Here is an 18713-nt window from a genome sequence, read left to right as displayed (position 1 = left end):
AAAGTCAGAAGGATAAAGATTAGAATGCGGTTCTGATATAGACTTGGAGCGTTTTAATATATTGGAATATAAGAATGCGGATTTGATTGATCTGTTGTATTGCGCTTTCAGCATTGTTCTTTTTAACAGGATAGGCAATGAAATGGATATCAGGCATTAAATATTTAAGTTCTCGCATTGAGCGCCACACATGGTAATCATGGGTGACGATATAAAGGGTTCTATAGTGGTGTTTTTTGATCCAAGCGGCGCTTTCTTCGGCGTTTCCTCTGGTGTTAATCGCTTGATGCCCAATGTCAATACAACAGGAGATAAGCCGTGGGGTAATATGCATGTTGTGCATGAGACTTTTCAGATTGGTTGTGGTGTTTACGCCACTGATGAGGAGACGTGAACCAAACCCCCTTTGTAAGAGATTAAGTCCTGTCTCTATTCGGTTTTCTCCACCTGTAAGCACGATAATGGCATCCGCTTTGGGGAGAGGTGTTGGGGGAGAAAGTCGTTCAGTTTTTTCAGAAAAAATGATAAAACCGCTCCAGAAAATGAAAACAATGATTGAAAGAGTAAGGGTTGTCGGTGGAAAATAGCGAAATAAAAAGCAGGGAGACCAACTATTATAGTGGGGCCGTTTTGGAAGAGGACGTTCTAAATTTTTTTGCATCAATGAGTTGGGGCTGTTGTGAGTCATAAAATTAAAATAAACCGTTTTCACATTGATCGATTTTTTTCAGTTGCGCTAAAATAGTCATGCGGTTGGTAAGGGTGGTGAGAAAAGAAACGAAAATAATAAGCAGAGTGATTTTTCCGTAGGGGATGGAACTTATGGAAAGATGTCCAAACAAAGCTGTTACTTGGCTAGCTTCTACTCTTCCCAAGTTATAATTCGTCCAGAAGCAAAAGGCTGAAAACAGAAATATGCTTGTAAGACCACCATATAAAGCACCACGCAGCGCAGTTTTAAAAAAATGCCAGTCAAATTGGCGCGCAATGAAAAGAGTTTCAGTACCAAGGAAATATAAGACATTGATAATATGTGCATTTTCTGCCAATGCATTGCGGGTGGCAAAAATGATGGTGAGGATAAGAGAGCCTAAAACCAATGCTAAAATTGAAAAACCAATGAAAACAGTGGTGTGTGCCATGGTCGCAAAACGATGAACCCAAACACGGTGATCATCAAATTGACCTCCTGGAATTTGGGTTTTAATGGCGTGATTAATGGCTGAAAAATTGATTTTTTCATCCCCATTCAGGGTCACAATGATGAGGCGGGGAAGGGGTAGTTCATTGACATTGAAGCCTGTTCCAAGCCATGGCTCCAGTAACTTTTCTGTAGCTTTTTGGTCAACAATTTTTGCATCTTGTACACCAGAAAATGTTTTAACCAATTGTACGGCATCACGGAGTGCTTTGTTGATATCAACATTGTCAATGGGGCGTATTTGTATTGTTGCTTCATAGCTAATCTGATTACTCCAATTTTGGGCGGCACGTTGGACCAAATCAACACCGATTAAGGTGAGGCTTGAAAGAAATGTCATAATAGCAATCACGGCAACTAATGCTTTTCCAGAAATATTACCACTGGGAATAATCGCTGTTGTATTTTTTTTATTGCTTGTAAAAATGGGGAAAGACTTATTCATGAATCGTCATCCGTCCGTTATGGAGAAGCATACGTCGTGCTGCAACTTGTTCCATTAAGGCAATATCATGGGTAGCAATGATAACAGCTGTTCCAAAACGATTTAATTCAATAAACAAACGCAGTAGGCGTTTTGCCAAGGGCGGATCGACATTTCCGGTGGGTTCATCGGCAAGTAGAATTTCAGGTTGATCAATGAGTGCGCGTGCAATGGCTACCCTTTGTTTTTCCCCACCGGAAAGAACCGGTGGTAAAACATGAATATGATCTCCAAGACCTACCCAACAGAGAAGATCTTCCACTTCACTGCGATAGGTTGCTTCTTCTTGTCCTTTAATGCGTAAAGGTAAGGAGACATTTTCATAAGTGGTCATGTGGTCGAGTAAACGAAAATCTTGAAAAACCACCCCGATACGTTGTCGCAGCGCAGGGAGCTCTTGTCGTTTGAGCAATGCTGTGTCTGTTCCAAAGAGATCAATATGACCGCGGGTGGGTTTGAGTGCCAAAAACATAAGACGCATCAGCGACGTTTTCCCTGCTCCAGAGGCACCTGTGAGAAATTGAAATGATCCAGGAGGAATATGAAAGCTAATATCACGAAGGACCTCAGGGCCCATTCCATAGCGTAGGCCGACATTTTCAAAATGAATCACTTTTTATTATTACTCCTGATTTTATATTGCATCATTTATTCTAAAAACTCTTACTTTCATTGCTTTAGATTTTTGTTGTAAGCTTGTTTATTTTAGATTTCATGGTTTTCAATATTTTTTATACACCCTCGTTATAGATAAATATTTTTGCTCAAGAATATTATCACTTATACTTTCTTTTTTTAGCCTTATTTATGATTTTAGCAGGAATTTCAAAGGGATTCTAGCATAAACATCAGAACTATTTTTCCTTCTTACTCAGAGGCTTTTTTTGCATTGAGTGGACATTAGGTGATTTTAAAAAGCTATGTTGCTCTTTTTATCTTACTTTCTTATTCTTGTTCGCATCCCAATCCTGAGGTTTTTGCTTAAATTATTTCTTACCTGTTATGAAAAAAAGCGTTTGTTGTTAGAATGATTGAGCTTCTCGTGAATTGTTTTATTTTTTATTCTCCTCGGTGGTTTTCGTAATAATGCTGAGATAATTTTAGCAAAAAAAACAAAAACCACCGTATGTTGTATTGCGTCGTGTTTTTTAGTTTTGTCGGTTGGCAATTAGATCTTCAACAACTTGTGGTTCGGCAAGGGTTGAAATATCTCCGAGAGTATCAAAATCGTTTTCAGCGATTTTTCGTAAAATACGTCTCATAATTTTCCCTGATCGCGTTTTGGGAAGCTGTGGAGCAAACTGAATTTTATCCAATATGGCAATAGAACCTATTTCTTGTCTCACATGCTTGATAAGGTCTTTTTGCAATTCTTCACTTGGCGCTGTTCCTTCCATGAGGGTCACAAAACTATAAATTCCTTGCCCTTTAATGGGATGCGGGTAACCCACAATAGCTGCTTCTGATACAGCGGGATGAGAAACAAGAGCCGATTCAATTTCAGCAGTTCCTAATCTGTGCCCAGAGACATTGAGAATGTCATCAACTCGTCCTGTGATCCAATAATAACCGTCGCTATCGCGCCTACAGCTATCGCCTGAAAAATATTTTCCTTTATAGGAGGAAAAATAAGTTTGAATAAAGCGTTCATGATCCTTATAAAGTGTGCGCATTTGTCCGGGCCATGAATCACTGATACAAAGAGTGCCTTCTGCTTCACCTTCTAAAACATTGCCTTGGGCATCAACAATTTGGGGTTGAACACCAAAGAAAGGACGTGTGGCCGATCCTGCTTTGAGGGGGGTTGCACCGGGCAAGGGTGTGATCATATGCCCTCCTGTTTCCGTTTGCCACCATGTATCGAGAATCGGACAACGGTCATTTCCAATTATATGATAAAACCATTCCCATGCTTCTGGGTTAATCGGTTCGCCTACCGTGCCTAAAAGACGCAACGACGTCCTGTCTGAGTGTTCAACAAACGAATTTCCTGCTCCCATTAAGGCGCGGATAGCTGTTGGTGCGGTGTAGAGTGTATTGACTTGATGCTTGTCGACAATTTCCCAGAATCTGCCTTTGTCAGGAAAGGTTGGTGTGCCTTCAAACATTAAAGTGGTCGCACCATTACATAAAGGTCCATAAACCAAGTAAGAATGGCCGGTTATCCAACCAATATCAGCCGTACACCAGTAAACTTCATCGGGGTGGTAATCAAAAACATATTGGTGAGTCATCGAGGCAAAAACAAGATAGCCTGCTGTGGTATGCAAAACACCTTTAGGTTTGCCGGTGGAGCCTGAAGTATAAAGAATAAAAAGCGGATCTTCAGCATTCATGGGTTCTGCTGGACAAGCTGTTTTGGCATGAGCTATCTCTTCGTGGTACCAAAAATCACGCCCCTCTACCCATTGAATGGGTCCACAAGTCCGCCGTATAACCATGACTTGGTCCACCTGCACGTTTTGGCGCGCGGCTATCTCAATGGCATGGTCAACGTTGTCTTTTAAGTTGATCCGTTTGCCGCCACGCAAGCCGTGATCAGCGGTAATCATAAAGGTTGATTCACAATCGACAAGGCGTCCTGCTATTGCTTCAGCAGAAAAGCCAGCAAAAATAACCGAATGAATAGCTCCAATGCGAGCACAAGCAAGCATGGCATAGGCTGCTTCGGGAATCATAGGAAGATAAATGGTTACTTTATCGCCTTTCTTAATGCCACGACTTTTCAAAAGATTAGCAAAACGACAAACATGTTCATAAAGCTCGTTATAGGTTATTTTTTTATCATGATAAGGATTATCTCCTTCCCAAATGAGCGCGATTTTGTCTCCATGGGTTTTCAGGTGGCGATCAATGCAATTATAGGTAACATTTGTTATCCCATCTTCGTACCATTGAATGGAGACATCTCCGTTAAAAGAAGTGTTTTTTACTTTTGTAAAAGGTTTAAACCATTCAATGCGTTGACCATGTTTGGCCCAGAAGCTTTCTGGATCATTGATGCTTTCTCGATACCATTGTTGATAAGTTTCCTCATCGAGTAAAGTATTTTTTTTGATCTCTTCTGATATTGGATAAATTTTTTCAGTCATGTTTCCCTCTTTTTATTGTTTGGAAAAATCTGCCTCTGTATTTTTGTATGGTTATATTTGTGGCAGAGTTTTCCCAAAAGCTTTTCATTGTGAGGTTAGACTAAATGACAAAGATTAGAATAGTCAATTTTTAAAATCTGATACGTTTGTATTCAAGAGAGTATTTTATGCTTTTAGGATATTCAAATGTGGCAGAATCTATTGTAGTAAAGAGCTTTTTATAAAAGCATAAAGGCACTAAAAAATATCATATAAAAAGGGAGATGAAGGTGCTTTATTGATTATCGCTTTAAATGTTTTTTATTTTGTATTCCCTTATTAAAAAAAGAATAAGTTTATTAATAATTAATTAAACCAAAATATCAAAAATAATGAAAAGAATTACTGTATATAAAGTTTATTTTATAGTTACTTTCCAACTGTAACTACCACTTTTAAAAACCAATAGCATATATAGGGATAAAGACAATGAGAATACAAAACATTCTTACGATTTCATAACAAATATTCATTATAAAAAAATCCTGATTATAAGATGTGATCCACAATAGATATCTCTGAAAATTATTTTATGCACAGATGTAGATATTTAATTTTGGTATATTCTTACAAATATACTTACAAAATTATTTAATTTCAGAGATATCTTTGTCGCCATATGACCGAATGTGTTGAATGAACCAAAAATATTAATTCTCCTTAATTATCCACATTAAAAGTAGTATCACAATGATACATTTCAAATGGTTATTACGTATTTTAGATCATTGTCAAAGATAAATTTTAAAAATGGAAATAAAAATACTATATAAATCATATATATGTTATGTATATATTAATATTTTTCTTAAAAAGATAATAATATTATTTACAATATTTTAAAATATAAGAAATACCCCATGGTTTTTCTTAATTAAAGTTTAAAATCAGAAAAATTGCGCATATGAAAAGTTGAAGTTTTTCTCTTTGTTTACGAGAAAGATAAAGAAATAATGATAAAGAAATATCGTTATTGGGATCGATCTCATTGCCATTGTTTTGCCTACATGTATTATGCGCATATGCATGGGATTCGTTCTTTTATTTTTCAGGCGAATATTAACCGTATTTTATGCTTTGTAGAGCATGGAAAGCCTCTATGCTACGTTGATCTTATAGATTGCTAGCATGTTGTTTAGCGCGGCTCTTGGTGCTCTATTGGGTATTTGAGATGTTTATTTTGCTCAAGTGACTTACATGAAAGAGTTTTGTTACTGTATTATGCAGCCATAAGCCTCTTTTGCCTGCTTTACGCCATTGGCATGCGGGGAAATTGTTTACGCATGTTGGAGAAGTTAAGAGAATGCGTGATTTTCAATGAAAATCATTGCGATAATCGTATTCAATATTCTTTTGCTATTAGTGATTTTGCGACAGTTTTTTCATTCATGCTCAACGCCCCTCTTATCATTTTGCTTTTATATAAGGATTTATTTTTTATGTTGCTTTTGCTGGAGAGGCGGTCAGAGGGGAGTAAAGTAGAAGCAATGTGCGATAATATGAGAGCAAAATTGCAATGCTATCTTGAAGCTATTGTATGTGTTGTGGATGTGCCGGTGAGAAATTTGAGAAGACCAGCTTTTTTGCTTATTTTGCTAACAGGATGAAAGAAGGACTGAAATCTTTTTTGCTAGAATTGCTCTTTTATTGATATTGAAGGAAATATTTTTTCTCATTTCTGCTGTTTTTGGCTTGTTCGTAGAATTTTCAATGGGAATTTATATGAGGGGAAATTGCTTTACACAGGGCGTTTTCCAAATAAAGCGGAGCCAATGCGAAGGACATTAGAGCCAAACTGTAGAGCGGTTTTGAAGTCACTGGACATACCCATGGAAAGCTTTGGAAGACCTGCTTGTTTTGCTAATTTTGCTAAGAGCGCGAAATAGGGGCCGGGGTTTTCGTCGACAGGGGGAATGCCCATAAGTCCGATGATATCAAGTCCATAATTGTTTTTGCATTGAGAAACAAAAGGGATCACTTCTTGTGGTGCGATACCACTTTTTTGCGGTTCTAAGCCAATATTGACTTGAACATAGCAGGGAAGATGCCTTTTTTGCTTTTGCATTTCTTCCATCAAAACTTTGGCTATTTTTTCACGATCAACCGTTTGGATGACATCAAAAAGTTTGACAGCTTCAGCGGCTTTATTCGATTGTAGGGGACCGATGAGATGGAGTTTAATATTTTCAAATTGTTGACGTAACCTGAGCCATTTTTGTGCTGCTTCTTGTACGCGGTTTTCTGCAAACAAAGATTGGCCTGCTTGCAAAAGGGGTCGTATATCAATAGCAGAAACAGTTTTTGAAACAGCGATAAGTTCAATTTCTTCTACAGGGCGTTGTAACTCTTGACATGTTTCAGCAATGTCTTTTTGAAGGTTTTGCCATGCTTCAATGGAAGGGGCATCGAGGGGCGTTTGTGTATTCATGTTTTTGTGCTTTACCTTTTTTGTTCAAGAGTTGGTCGTTTTTTTTAAAGTTTTATAAAATACTTAGGGAAATATTTCACGAAAATGTTGACGATGAGGTTAATCCATGGTCAAGCATAATAAAACAAGTTTTTTGGTTCAGTTTTATTAAAAGAGTATAATGGGAATGACGATTGAGCATTATAAGATAGGCGAACGCTATAATCCACGTGCGAGAGAAAAAAAATGGCAAGAAATTTGGGATGAAAAGAAAATTTTTCAGACTGTCCAAGAAGATGCTCGTGAAAAATATTATGTTTTAGAGATGTTTCCTTACCCTTCTGGGCGCATTCACATGGGGCATGTGCGCAATTATGCCATGGGGGATGTGGTTGCACGCTATAAACGCGCCAAGGGGTTTAATGTCCTTCATCCCATGGGGTGGGACGCTTTTGGGATGCCGGCTGAAAATGCTGCTATGCAAAATAAAGTGCACCCTAAAACTTGGACTTATCAAAATATTGCGGTGATGCGTGGGCAATTAAAGCAATTAGGGCTCTCGATAGATTGGACTCGGGAATTTGCGACTTGTGATGTGGAATATTACCACCGCCAACAAATGTTGTTCCTTGATTTCTATCAAAAGGGGTTGGTAGCACGTAAAGTGGCTAAGGTGAATTGGGATCCTGTTGATCATACTGTTTTGGCCAATGAACAGGTTGTTGATGGGCGGGGATGGCGTTCTGGTGCGTTGGTGGAACAACGTGAGTTGACGCAGTGGTTTTTCAAAATTAGCGACTTTAGTGAAGATCTCTTGGCAGGGCTTGAAGAGCTGAACCAATGGCCGGAAAAAGTTCGCACCATGCAAAAAAATTGGATTGGAAAATCACAAGGTTTGCTGATTCGTTGGGCTTTAAAGTCGGCGGGTGATGCTGATGATGTTTGTGAGAAATTTGATGAGGTTGTTTGTTATTCAACGCGTCCTGATACACTGTTTGGCGCTTCCTTTTTGGCTCTGTCTGTTGATCATCCTATTGCACAAGCTTTGGCAAAAAAAGACAAAGCGTTGAGTGCTTTTATTGAAAATTGTCGGTGTGGTGGAACGACAACGGCAGCACTTGAAACAGCTGAAAAACAAGGGTTTCTCACGCCCCTTTTGGCTGTTCATCCTTTCGATTCAACAGTACATATTCCCGTTTATATCGCGAATTTTGTGCTTATGGATTATGGAACAGGGGTTGTTTTTGGTTGTCCAGCTCATGATCAGAGAGATTTCGATTTTGCGCGTAAATATGATCTTCCAATAAAACCCGTGGTTTTGCCAAAAGGAGAGCAAGCAGAAGATTTTGTTATTACTGAAACACCTTATACGGGTGATGGGGTGATGATCAATTCTAGTTTTTTGGATGGTTTGACACCCCGACAAGCTTTTGAAGAAGCTGCTAAAAAGCTTGAAAAACAAATGCTCAATGGGCAACCGCAAGGGAAGAAAACAGTGCAATTTCGTTTGCGTGATTGGGGGATTTCGCGTCAACGTTATTGGGGGTGCCCCATTCCGATGATCCATTGTACAACTTGTGGGGTTGTTCCTGTTCCACGTGCTAATTTACCGGTTGTGTTGCCTGATGATGTTACTTTTGATCAACCAGGAAATCCTCTTGCACGACATGAAACATGGCAGAATGTTACTTGTCCTTCCTGTGGTCAACCTGCCAAACGCGAAACCGATACCATGGATACATTTGTTGACTCTTCTTGGTATTATGCACGCTTTACGGCTCCTTTTGCGCAGGGACCTGTTGACAAACAAGCAACAGCTGAATGGTTGCCTGTGCAACAATATATTGGTGGAATTGAGCATGCCATTTTGCATCTTCTTTATGCACGCTTTTTTATGCGTGCTATGAAATTGGTCGGTCATGTGACGGTAGATGAGCCTTTTAAGGGGCTTTTTACCCAAGGTATGGTGGTGCATGAAACCTATCGAGATGGTAAAGGGTGGGTTTCTCCAGCAGAAATTTCGATTGTTGAAAAAGATGGAAAGCGGTGTGCTTATAAATTAACCGATCAAAGTGAAGTGACGATTGGTTTGATTGAGAAAATGTCAAAATCAAAAAAGAATGTCGTTGATCCTGATGATATTATTGCATCTTATGGCGCTGATACTGTGCGTTGGTTTGTGTTGTCAGATTCTCCTCCCGAGCGGGATGTCATTTGGACAGAATCTGGTGTTGAAGGTGCACATCGCTTTGTACAGCGTGTTTGGCGCCATGTGGCTGTGAGTGCTTCTATTTTAAAGGATGTGGCGCCTTGTGCAGGGCATCAGGGAGCGGCTTTGGAACTCTCAAAGGTCGCACATCGCACGCTTTGCGCTGTAGAAGATGATTTGGAAAAATTCGCTTTTAATCGGGCTATTGCACGCCTTTATGAATTCTTGAATATTATGGCGCCGTTGTTAAATAGGATAGAAAGTGTTGACGATGAAATGAAAGCTTCTTTACGTCAAGCTATGGATTTTTTTCTTGCTATGATTGCACCCATGATGCCCCATTTAGCAGAAGAATGTCATGCTGCTTTAGGGGGAAAAAATTTAATATCTGCGCTTGCTTGGCCTATTTATGATCCCACGTTAACCGTTGCGGAATGCTATACTTTGCCAGTACAAATTAATGGTAAAAAACGTGGTGAGGTGAGCGTTGCAGCAACTGCTGATGAGGTGATGATTAAAGAAGCGGTTTTGGCGTTAGATTTTGTAAAGGCGCAGCTGATTGAAAAGCCTGTGAAAAAAATCATTGTTGTTCCACAAAGGATTGTGAATGTCGTTTTTTAGAAGTTCTATTCTTGTCATTTTAGCTGGTGTATTCACACTGTTGTGTGGATGCAAAGTTGAACCGCTTTACCGTCAAGAGTTGCAGAGTGCAATGACAATGGATTCTGCTTCTTATGGGAATCCTGCTTCTGGACAAGCTTCTTTGGGATTAGCGCAAAAGCTTGCTTCTATTGTTGTGGAAGAACCTTCGGATCGTTTTGGACAAATGGTGCGCAATCATCTTCTATTTCTTTTGTATGGAAATGGTGCTAAACCTTCTCTACCTGCTTATCAATTGGCATTGCAGATATCCGTCTTTACCAGAGAATCGATGCAGATAGAGGTTGATTTCGAGAAAAAGAGAAAGGGACGACCTTCTGTTGGAACTGTTATGAGCAGAGCTTCTTACACTTTGCAGGATATGAAAAATACTCTTGTTGCAAAAGGAACAGCAATGATGAATGCATCTTTTGAGCGACTTCGTCAAGAATATGCAACGCTGCAAGCAGAAGAAGATGCAAAAAAACGTGTTGCGGAAGAGTTGGCTGAACAGATCTTTTTGTTACTTTCAAAAGATCTTTCCAATAAAAATTCTAGATATTAAGCAATATTTTGTCCTGTTTTTTTCCAGTCGTCGAGGAATATTTGCAACCCTTTGTCGGTGAGAGGGTGTTTGACCAGTGCTTTTAAGATTGCTGGTGGAACTGTTGCAATGTCAGCACCACTGAGTGCTGCTTCTTTGACATGATTAACGGTGCGGATTGAAGCGGCCAAGATTTGTGTTTCAAAGTTATAGTTATCATAAATTGTGCGAATTTCATGAAGCAGTTCACTTCCATCATTTCCACAATCATCAAGTCTACCAATAAAAGGTGAAACGAATGTTGCGCCTGCTTTGGCGGCTAATAAGGCTTGATTGGCAGAAAAACAAAGTGTGAGATTTGTTTTTAGTCCTGCTGCTGTGAGGGCTTTACAGGCTTTTAATCCATCGAGTGTTAAAGGAAGCTTGATACAAATATTGTCGGCAACCTTTGCTAAAACAGCTGCTTCTTTCATCATGTTTTCAAATTCTGTTGCTGCAACTTCAGCAGAAACAGGTCCGCTAACGAGAGCACAAATTTCTTTTGTAACATCAAGAATATTGCGTCCTGATTTTAGGATAAGAGAGGGATTGGTTGTGACACCATCAACAAGGCTTAAATTCTGTAACTCTTGAATTTCTTCAATATTGGCGCTATCCACAAAAAATTTCATCTCTAACCTCTTCTTTTTAGCTTTATCCTATTTTTTGTTATGCGCTATTGTTGACTGCAAAAGCAAGAGAAAGAATTAATATCTGTGTAAAGAACAAGAATGCTATGGTGTTAATCATGTACCCGTTTTCGGTAAAGAAATATGATTTATCGTTTCCACACCTATTTCATAGTGTTACTCGTGATAAGGCATAGAATTCATTGCGTACCAATATTTTTGCGTATTGGCATCTTTGCGTAGCGGTGTTTTTATATTTATGGAAATAAGCTAGCATTATCAAACACTTTGCTCATTTCCTATTTGCGATTGCTCTTGATATTTGAGAGTGCATCATAAGATACCTTCCTTTTTTAGGAGGTATGTTTAACTTTGTTTTTGATGAAAGCGGATGGATTTATTTTGTCGTAAAACACTGTTGAAGAACGCCTGTAAAATTTTACGCATGAAGGGTTTTTTTTATAGTCAATTACATTGATTTATTCTGTGTTCTCCATTCTTCAACAATACGCTTTTGTGCTGCTTGTATTGTTGCTTGATTCTCAATCAAGCTGAAAGATGTATACACGTGTTTTCACGTTTTGGCACAAAGCCAAGGTGAATATTGTAACGGCTCCATTTGCAATATTATTCTCCCTATAATTAAAATCATGGGATACTCTTTACATCAATAAGGATTTACAAATGTTCCTCGATGGGGTTGAAATGAGAAAAATTCATCGTATTGAGGGTTTTATTACAATAGGTAAAATAATGATTATATCTTTATAAATCAGTTTGTTGAAGATAAATTGAGATATGAGGCGGTAAAAAAATAAACGTGTGTGTTGGGAAGAGGTCACACTATGGGATCGCTTTGTTGAAGGATGCACTTAACCGATAGCATGTTGAATGCTTAATAGTGATGCGCTTTATTTACACAGAAGAATGGCGCTGGTTTTTTTGCTATAGAGTTTTTTGTTATAGACGATGAGATTGGTTCTTTTACTGGCACTTTGGTGATGAAATGAGTATTAAAAAGAATTTTTGTTAGAAAAGTGTTGTAATCGGGGGGATTGAATCCTGCAATGAATTTTATAAGAGTGTTTAAAGATTAAGGTTTAGGCCTGTTGGTGCTCAATAGGTCGTAGATTGGTTTAAAAGATGAATTCAAACATGATAGAGGAAAAGATTGTATCCGTATTGGTTCCTCTTCCTGTTGCTCACGCTTATAGTTATAAAGTTCCATCTTCTATGGAGGTGAACGTTGGTTCCTTTGTTCGGGTTCCGTTGATGGGGCGTGAGCTTTGCGGTTTTGTTGTGGATGTTGGAGAGCAGACAGCCGATGGGCAAAAGTCTGCTCCTGTGGCGCGTGAAAAATTACGCTTTCTTCTTCATGTTTTTGATTGTCCCCCATTAAAGGCAGAAATGATCACATTTTTGCGTTTTGTTAGTCGCTATACAATGGCACCTTTTGGTCTTGTAGCACGATTGGTTTTGTCGGTACCGGCTGCTTTAGAGCCGGAAGCGCAGATGCTGGGTTTGCGATATTGTGGTGGAAATGTAGAACGTCTCACACCAGCGCGGTCACGGGTTTTGGAATTGGTGCGTAATGAGAAGATATGGACAGGTTCTGGTCTGGCACATGCGGCTGGAACTTCGGTTTCTGTTGTTGAAGGTTTAAAAGCGCTAGGAATTTTTGAAGATGTTAAGGTTCCTGCTCCTGATCTTGTGGCAATGCCTGATCCTGATTTTTGTCCCCCTCAGTTGCAGGGAGCGCAAAGTGAAGCAGCAACATTATTGCGGGAAGGTGTTTTATCTTCTCAGTTTCAAGTTTTTTTGCTTGATGGTGTTACGGGATCAGGAAAGACAGAAGTTTATTTTGAAGCGGTCGCTCAAGCTTTCAAAGGGGGCAAGCAGGTTTTAATTTTATTGCCGGAAATTGCTTTAACACAGCAGTTTTTAGATCGTTTTTATGCACGTTTTGGCGCTGTGGCAGCAGAATGGCATTCTGATTTGACGCCACGTCGTAGAGAACGCGTCTGGCGGCAAGTTGCAGAAGGGCGGGTGCGTGTCGTTGCGGGGGCTCGTTCAGCACTTTTTCTTCCCTTTCATGAGCTTGGCTTGATTGTTGTCGATGAAGAGCACGATAGCGCTTATAAACAAGAAGAGCGCATTTTTTATCATGCGCGTGATATGGCTGTTGCACGGGGCTCTTTTGAGCATTTTCCTGTTATTTTATCTTCAGCCACACCGTCGATTGAAAGCCAAGCCAATGTTTTAAAAGGGCGTTATCAAAAGGTGCATTTACCTTCCCGTTTTAAAGAAGCAGCACTTCCACAGTTGCGGGTGGTTGATATGCGCCAAGGGGGGGTGCAAAAGGGGCGCTTTATTTCCTTTGCTCTTGAAAGGGCTTTAAAACAAACGCTTGATAAGGGCGAACAAGCTCTTCTTTTTCTTAATCGTCGTGGTTATGCACCTTTGACTTTATGCCGAATTTGCGGACATCGTTTTCATTGTACCGATTGTTCAAGTTGGTTGGTAGAACATCGTGCGCAAGGGCAACTGAAATGTCATCATTGTGGATATCATGAACCACTTCCTGAAGCCTGTCCTGAATGCGGAACCTTAGATCATCTTGTGGCTTGCGGACCAGGTGTGGAAAGAATTGCCGAAGAAACACAAATGCTTTTTCCTCAAGCGCGATCATTGATCCTTTCAACAGATCTCAAAGGAGGGATTGGGAAGTTGCGAAGCGAATTACAAGCCATTGCCAATGGCGATGTGGACATTATTATTGGAACACAGTTGGTCGCTAAAGGACATCATTTTCCCAAGCTCTCTCTGGTTGGTGTTATTGATGCTGATCTTGGTCTTGCCAATGGCGATTTACGCGCAAGTGAACGTACCTATCAGCTGCTTTCTCAAGTTACCGGAAGAGCAGGGCGTGTGGGATTGAAAAGTTTAGGATTATTGCAAACTTATCAACCAGATCATCCGGTCATCAAAGCCTTACTTGCATGCCAGCCAGAAGATTTTTACACACGTGAGATTGCAGCGCGTCAGCATTATCATTTGCCCCCCTATGGGCGGCTTGCCTCTTTGATTGTGTCTGCACAACAGCGCCAAGCAGCAGAATATTATGCGCGCGCATTGCGTCAGGCAGCGCCACGGGAAAAAAATATCTCGGTTATGGGACCAGCAGAAGCGCCTTTGGCTTTGGTTCGGGGGCGTTATCGTTTTCGGCTTTTGCTGCAAGGACAGCGTTCTTTTGATATACAAGGGTTTATACGTGCAATGCTTAGCGGTACACCCAAAATGCCCAGTTCCGTTCGGGTTCAAATTGATATTGATCCGCAAAGTTTTTTCTAAAACCAGTATCGCATAAAGTGAAGGTCTCTTTGCTTAAGGTGCTTTACTTGAACTCTTATATTATTCAGAATAAGCATCTAGGCAGCAAAATATGATACATGTCCATTGCATTAAGTGGAGCCACGGGAAAAAATATCTTTGTTATAGAACCAGCAGAAGGGCCTCTCTTCTTCGAGGGCACTATCATTTCGGCTTTTACTTCTTTTTTGTATGAGGGACAGTATTCTTTTGATAGGCGGATTATAAGGGCTGAAAATGCTTAGTTGTACACCCAAAATACCCAATTCTATTCGCGTTCAAATTGATATTGATCTATGTTTCTTCTAAAATCAGTGCAATATAGTGCCATATAAAGTGAAGCTACGCGGGCTTAATGAAGGGCGTGATTTTGATAAAAAAATTTGAAAAGAGAGAATTTGTCGATATTTGAAGCTTATCCGGTATGAAAAATGATATATTATCATTATAAATCAATGTTTTGTATATTTAAAGAGTGTGCTTACAAGAAAATATTACTTGGTGAAATTTTTTAAAAGGAGTGGGTATTTGAAGAAAAAAGAGCAATGTTTTCTTTAATTTTTAGGAGGATATTCATTGTTTTTTCTTTCTTATCAGTTTGAAATAATAGACTTTTTCAATCGCAGCTGCATCTCATTAAAGGTCTTGTGGTGATAAAGGGAGTGTTTTTTTATGGTGACAAGAGCGTTTGGTGGCAAGGGCATTTGAAGAAAAATCAAAGAGAGTGAAAAAATCGCTCAGAGAATGTCAAAAAGAGGCATAAAAAAACTGTGATGCCATCCTGTATATCTAAAAAAAATGCTTTTCAAAAATATTTTGAATATTTTATTAAAATTTTTAAAAAGCAGCGATTTGTGGTGTTGCGAGTCGGCTATGTCTATGCTAGAAACCAAGTGATTTTTGTTCTAGGTTTTAAGAAAAAGATTCTTAAGATTGAGAATGTCTGTTTCATTTCATCTGATAACTATCAGAGAGTCGCTCAAGGGAAAGAGGCGGTATTTCGTGTCGGATTCATTTTCTCTCATACCGCTGCCGTTGGTAGATCAACGCTATGCGCAAGCGCTTTTTGATTGCGTTCAAGAAGCCGGAAACGTTGAAAAGGTTGAAAAGGCAGTAGAGGATCTTTTGCTTGTTTTGGAGCATAAGGATTTAAAACGCTTTGTGCTTAGTCCATTCTTTTCAGTTAAAGAACAAATTAAGGTGATGCAATCTGTTTGTGCAAACATCAAATTTGCTGATAAAAATGCAGGGCAGGTCATTGGTAATTTTTTACGCGTTATTGCCACAAACCGTAGGCTTAGTGCTGTATTTGGTATTTTACGTGCTTTCCAGCATTGTGTTGCACGCGCTCGTAGGCAGGTTACTGCGCAAATTGTTTCTGCGCGCCCCTTAAGTTCTCAACAAAGACAAGAGTTGTGTGAGGCTTTGGAAGGTGTTGTTGGAGGAAAAGTCTTGCTGCACATCATTGTGGATCCAACAATTCTTGGTGGATTAATCGTTCGTGTGGGGTCGTCTCAAATTGATACGTCTCTTCTCACAAAATTGTCTTCACTTAAGCTTGCATTGAAAAAAGAGGTCAGCTGATGGATATTAGACCATCTGAAATTTCAAAAATTCTAAAAGAGCAAATCAAAAACTTTGACCAAAAGGCTGAGGTTTCAGAAATTGGTTGGGTTCTCTCTGTAGGGGATGGTATTGCTCGCGTTTATGGTTTGGATAATGTCCAAGCAGGGGAAATGGTCGCCTTTCCAAACGGTGTGCGTGGTATGGCACTCAATTTGGAAGTTGATAATGTTGGTGTGGTCATTTTTGGCTCAGATCGTGATATTCGTGAAGGTGATTGTGTAAAGCGGTTAGGTGCTATCGTCGATGTTCCTGTGGGTCCCGCTTTGCTTGGGCGTGTGGTTGATGCGTTGGGAAACCCTATCGATGGTAAGGGGCCCATTAAAGCAACAGAGCGTCGTCGTGTCGATGTTAAGGCTCCTGGAATTATTCCGCGTCAGTCTGTCCATGAACCGATGTCGACTGGATTGAAAGCGATTGACGCACTCATCCCTATTGGACGGGGGCAGCGTGAATTGGTGATTGGTGATCGCCAAACAGGAAAAACAGCAATTTTGCTCGATACATTTTTAAACCAAAAACCTTTTCATGAAAAAGGGGCTGGACGAGAGCAAGATAAAGTTTATTGTATTTATGTGGCTATCGGTCAAAAACGTTCGACGGTGGCACAGTTCGTTAAAGTTTTAGAAGAACGTGGAGCGCTGGAATATTCTATTATTGTTGCAGCGACTGCTTCTGATCCAGCACCACTGCAATTTATTGCACCTCTTGCTGGGTGTGCTATGGGTGAGTATTTCCGTGATAATGGGCAACATGCTTTGATTGGTTATGATGACTTGTCAAAACAGGCGGTGGCGTATCGTCAAATGTCTCTTTTATTGCGTCGTCCTCCAGGTCGTGAAGCTTATCCGGGAGATGTTTTCTATCTGCACTCGCGTCTTTTAGAGCGGGCTGCGAAGTTGAATGCGGAAAATGGATCTGGGTCGTTGACAGCTTTGCCAGTTATTGAAACGCAAGCAAATGATGTTTCTGCCTATATTCCTACAAATGTGATTTCGATTACTGATGGGCAAATTTTTCTAGAGACTAATTTGTTTTATCAAGGAATTCGTCCTGCTGTAAATGTTGGTCTTTCTGTATCACGTGTTGGTTCTGCTGCACAAATTAAGGCAATGAAGCAAGTTGCTGGCTCGATTAAAGGTGAATTGGCGCAATATCGTGAAATGGCAGCTTTTGCGCAGTTTGGCTCTGATTTGGATGCGTCAACCCAGCGTCTGTTAAATCGGGGTGCGCGTTTGACAGAGCTGTTGAAGCAGCCGCAATTTTCTCCACTCAAAACAGAAGAACAGGTGGTGGTTATTTTTGCGGGTGTGAATGGCTATCTTGATGCTTTGGCGGTTTCTGATGTTGCGCGGTTTGAGCAGGGACTTTTAGTGCTGTTGCGTAGTGATTATCAAGATCTCTTAAAGGCAATTGCTGAGCAAAAGCAAATAACAGATGAGCTGAAAGATAAGTTGATAACTGTTCTTGATACTTATGCGAAAAATTTCTCGTGATGAATTGATGGAATGCTTGAATGGCTTCACTAAAAGATCTTAGAGACCGTATCGCTTCGGTTAAAGCAACACAAAAGATTACCAAAGCTATGCAAATGGTTGCAGCGGCAAGGTTGCATCGTGCTCAAGAGGCAGCGCAGTCTGCACGCCCTTATGCGAAGAGAATGGCTGATATTTTGACCAGTGTTGCTGCTGATGTAGATGGTGTTGATGCGCCTACTCTTATGCGTGGTACGGGGCGCGATGATGTGCATCTTTTGGTGGTGTGTACTGCTGAGCGCGGTTTATGTGGTGCTTTTAATGTGCAAATTGCTCGTCGTGCACGTGAACAGATTAAGGCATTGTTGGCGACTGATAAAATAGTAAAAATTATCACTGTGGGTAAAAAAGGCGCGGATATTTTATCGCGTGATTACAAAGGCTTGATAATTGATCATATCGATTTGCATGCTGTAAAGCGAATTGGTTTTGCAGAGGCAGTGATGATTAGTCAACGGATTGTTGATTTATTCAATGAAGGTGCTTTCGATGTTTGTACGCTGTTTTATTCTGAATTTGTTTCCGTAATTAATCAGCGTCCAACAGCTTTGGATTTGATTCCAATGGTTGCTCCAAAAGCAGCTGTTGGGGCAATAGATATTGTGGAGCAAACCGATCATAACAAAGGTTCACAATCGATTGTTTATGAATATGAACCTGATGCTGCGTCTCTTTTAGAGGCCCTTGTACCACGTAATCTTTCGGTGCAAATCTTTCGGGCTTTGCTAGAAAATGTTGCTGGTGAAATGGGCGCCAAGATGACAGCTATGGATAATGCATCGCGCAATGCGGGTGAAATGATTAGTAAATTGACGGTGGCTTATAATCGTCAACGTCAAGCACAGATTACGACAGAATTGATCGAAATTATTGCGGGCGCTGAAGCGCTTTAAATGGAGAAGG

Annotated in this window: 13 protein-coding genes; 7 read left to right on the top strand and 6 right to left on the bottom strand. The window is 40.1% G+C overall.

Translation table 11 applies throughout. The features are described 5' to 3' along the window. Nucleotides 1-19: 19 nt before the first annotated feature. The 4 genes from ACFINM_RS04290 to acs all read right to left on the bottom strand — a co-directional run bounded on the left by ACFINM_RS04290 (nt 20) and on the right by acs (nt 4777). A complete protein-coding gene (locus tag ACFINM_RS04290) occupies nt 20-688 on the bottom strand; it encodes a YdcF family protein (protein ID WP_375621027.1) in 669 nt (222 codons plus the stop codon). Between the two features lie 4 nt (nt 689-692). After that, on the bottom strand, nt 693-1646 hold the full coding sequence (locus tag ACFINM_RS04285; protein ID WP_375621026.1) for a cell division protein FtsX: 954 nt from the start codon (nt 1644-1646) through the stop codon (nt 693-695). Further along, nucleotides 1639-2298, bottom strand: a complete 660-nt coding sequence (gene ftsE / locus ACFINM_RS04280; protein ID WP_273723097.1) for a cell division ATP-binding protein FtsE — start codon at nt 2296-2298, stop codon at nt 1639-1641. Before ftsE ends, ACFINM_RS04285 begins: the two co-directional genes overlap by 8 nt. A 535-nt stretch (nt 2299-2833) precedes the next feature. Beyond that, nucleotides 2834-4777, bottom strand: coding sequence for an acetate--CoA ligase (gene acs / locus ACFINM_RS04275; RefSeq protein ID WP_375621025.1), 1944 nt, complete (start codon nt 4775-4777; stop codon nt 2834-2836). 1322 nt (nt 4778-6099) lie between these two features. On the opposite strand from acs, the gene ACFINM_RS04270 reads away from it, so the two are divergent. Beyond that, the gene (locus ACFINM_RS04270) at nt 6100-6423 is read left to right on the top strand and encodes a hypothetical protein (RefSeq protein WP_375621024.1); all 324 of its coding nucleotides are present in this window, start codon (nt 6100-6102) and stop codon (nt 6421-6423) included. A gap of 131 nt (nt 6424-6554) precedes the next feature. Here the strand turns inward: ACFINM_RS04270 and ACFINM_RS04265 are convergent, their stop codons facing one another. After that, complete coding sequence (locus ACFINM_RS04265; RefSeq protein ID WP_375640633.1) at nt 6555-7244, bottom strand: YggS family pyridoxal phosphate-dependent enzyme; 690 nt, start codon at nt 7242-7244, stop codon at nt 6555-6557. A gap of 166 nt (nt 7245-7410) precedes the next feature. On the opposite strand from ACFINM_RS04265, the gene leuS reads away from it, so the two are divergent. Together leuS and lptE are read left to right on the top strand one after the other, a co-directional pair. Further along, on the top strand, nt 7411-10053 hold the full coding sequence (leuS, locus tag ACFINM_RS04260) for a leucine--tRNA ligase (protein ID WP_375621052.1): 2643 nt from the start codon (nt 7411-7413) through the stop codon (nt 10051-10053). Then, entirely contained in the window at nt 10040-10636 is a 597-nt protein-coding gene (gene lptE / locus ACFINM_RS04255; protein ID WP_375621022.1) for an LPS assembly lipoprotein LptE, read from the top strand. Before leuS ends, lptE begins: the two co-directional genes overlap by 14 nt. On the opposite strand, the gene fsa is transcribed toward lptE, so the two are convergent. Further along, nucleotides 10633-11286: a fructose-6-phosphate aldolase gene (gene fsa / locus ACFINM_RS04250; RefSeq protein WP_375621021.1), complete on the bottom strand. Its 654-nt coding sequence runs from the start codon at nt 11284-11286 to the stop codon at nt 10633-10635. The genes lptE and fsa overlap by 4 nt on opposite strands. A 1152-nt stretch (nt 11287-12438) precedes the next feature. Here fsa and ACFINM_RS04245 point away from each other — a divergent pair. The 4 genes from ACFINM_RS04245 (at nt 12439) to ACFINM_RS04230 (ending at nt 18703) form a co-directional block, all read left to right on the top strand. Next, nucleotides 12439-14634, top strand: a complete 2196-nt coding sequence (locus tag ACFINM_RS04245) for a primosomal protein N' (protein ID WP_375621020.1) — start codon at nt 12439-12441, stop codon at nt 14632-14634. Nucleotides 14635-15654: 1020 nt separating this feature from the next. After that, complete coding sequence (gene atpH / locus ACFINM_RS04240) at nt 15655-16236, top strand: ATP synthase F1 subunit delta (RefSeq protein ID WP_375621019.1); 582 nt, start codon at nt 15655-15657, stop codon at nt 16234-16236. After that, nucleotides 16236-17771: a F0F1 ATP synthase subunit alpha gene (gene atpA, locus ACFINM_RS04235; RefSeq protein ID WP_273790513.1), complete on the top strand. Its 1536-nt coding sequence runs from the start codon at nt 16236-16238 to the stop codon at nt 17769-17771. The genes atpH and atpA overlap by 1 nt, the downstream gene beginning before the upstream one ends. Before the next feature lie 20 nt (nt 17772-17791). After that, on the top strand, nt 17792-18703 hold the full coding sequence (locus tag ACFINM_RS04230) for a F0F1 ATP synthase subunit gamma (RefSeq protein ID WP_375613175.1): 912 nt from the start codon (nt 17792-17794) through the stop codon (nt 18701-18703). Nucleotides 18704-18713 lie beyond the last annotated feature (10 nt).

The organism is Bartonella sp. AA168HLJHH (assembly GCF_042197365.1).
In the GTDB taxonomy this organism is placed as follows: Bacteria; Pseudomonadota; Alphaproteobacteria; order Rhizobiales; family Rhizobiaceae; genus Bartonella.
This window is presented reverse-complemented; position numbering and strand designations above follow the sequence as displayed.

Excerpts from the sequence above, each read along its gene's own strand:
- ACFINM_RS04265 (WP_375640633.1), bottom strand. The coding sequence starts at position 7,244 with ATGAATACACAAACGCCCCTCGATGCCCCTTCCATTGAAGCATGGCAA.
- ACFINM_RS04290 (WP_375621027.1), bottom strand. The coding sequence starts at position 688 with ATGACTCACAACAGCCCCAACTCATTGATGCAAAAAAATTTAGAACGT.
- fsa (WP_375621021.1), bottom strand. The coding sequence starts at position 11,286 with ATGAAATTTTTTGTGGATAGCGCCAATATTGAAGAAATTCAAGAGTTA.
- leuS (WP_375621052.1), top strand. The coding sequence starts at position 7,411 with ATGACGATTGAGCATTATAAGATAGGCGAACGCTATAATCCACGTGCG.
- ACFINM_RS04270 (WP_375621024.1), top strand. The coding sequence starts at position 6,100 with ATGTTGGAGAAGTTAAGAGAATGCGTGATTTTCAATGAAAATCATTGC.
- ACFINM_RS04245 (WP_375621020.1), top strand. The coding sequence starts at position 12,439 with ATGATAGAGGAAAAGATTGTATCCGTATTGGTTCCTCTTCCTGTTGCT.
- lptE (WP_375621022.1), top strand. The coding sequence starts at position 10,040 with ATGTCGTTTTTTAGAAGTTCTATTCTTGTCATTTTAGCTGGTGTATTC.
- acs (WP_375621025.1), bottom strand. The coding sequence starts at position 4,777 with ATGACTGAAAAAATTTATCCAATATCAGAAGAGATCAAAAAAAATACT.
- ACFINM_RS04230 (WP_375613175.1), top strand. The coding sequence starts at position 17,792 with ATGGCTTCACTAAAAGATCTTAGAGACCGTATCGCTTCGGTTAAAGCA.
- ACFINM_RS04285 (WP_375621026.1), bottom strand. The coding sequence starts at position 1,646 with ATGAATAAGTCTTTCCCCATTTTTACAAGCAATAAAAAAAATACAACA.
- atpA (WP_273790513.1), top strand. The coding sequence starts at position 16,236 with ATGGATATTAGACCATCTGAAATTTCAAAAATTCTAAAAGAGCAAATC.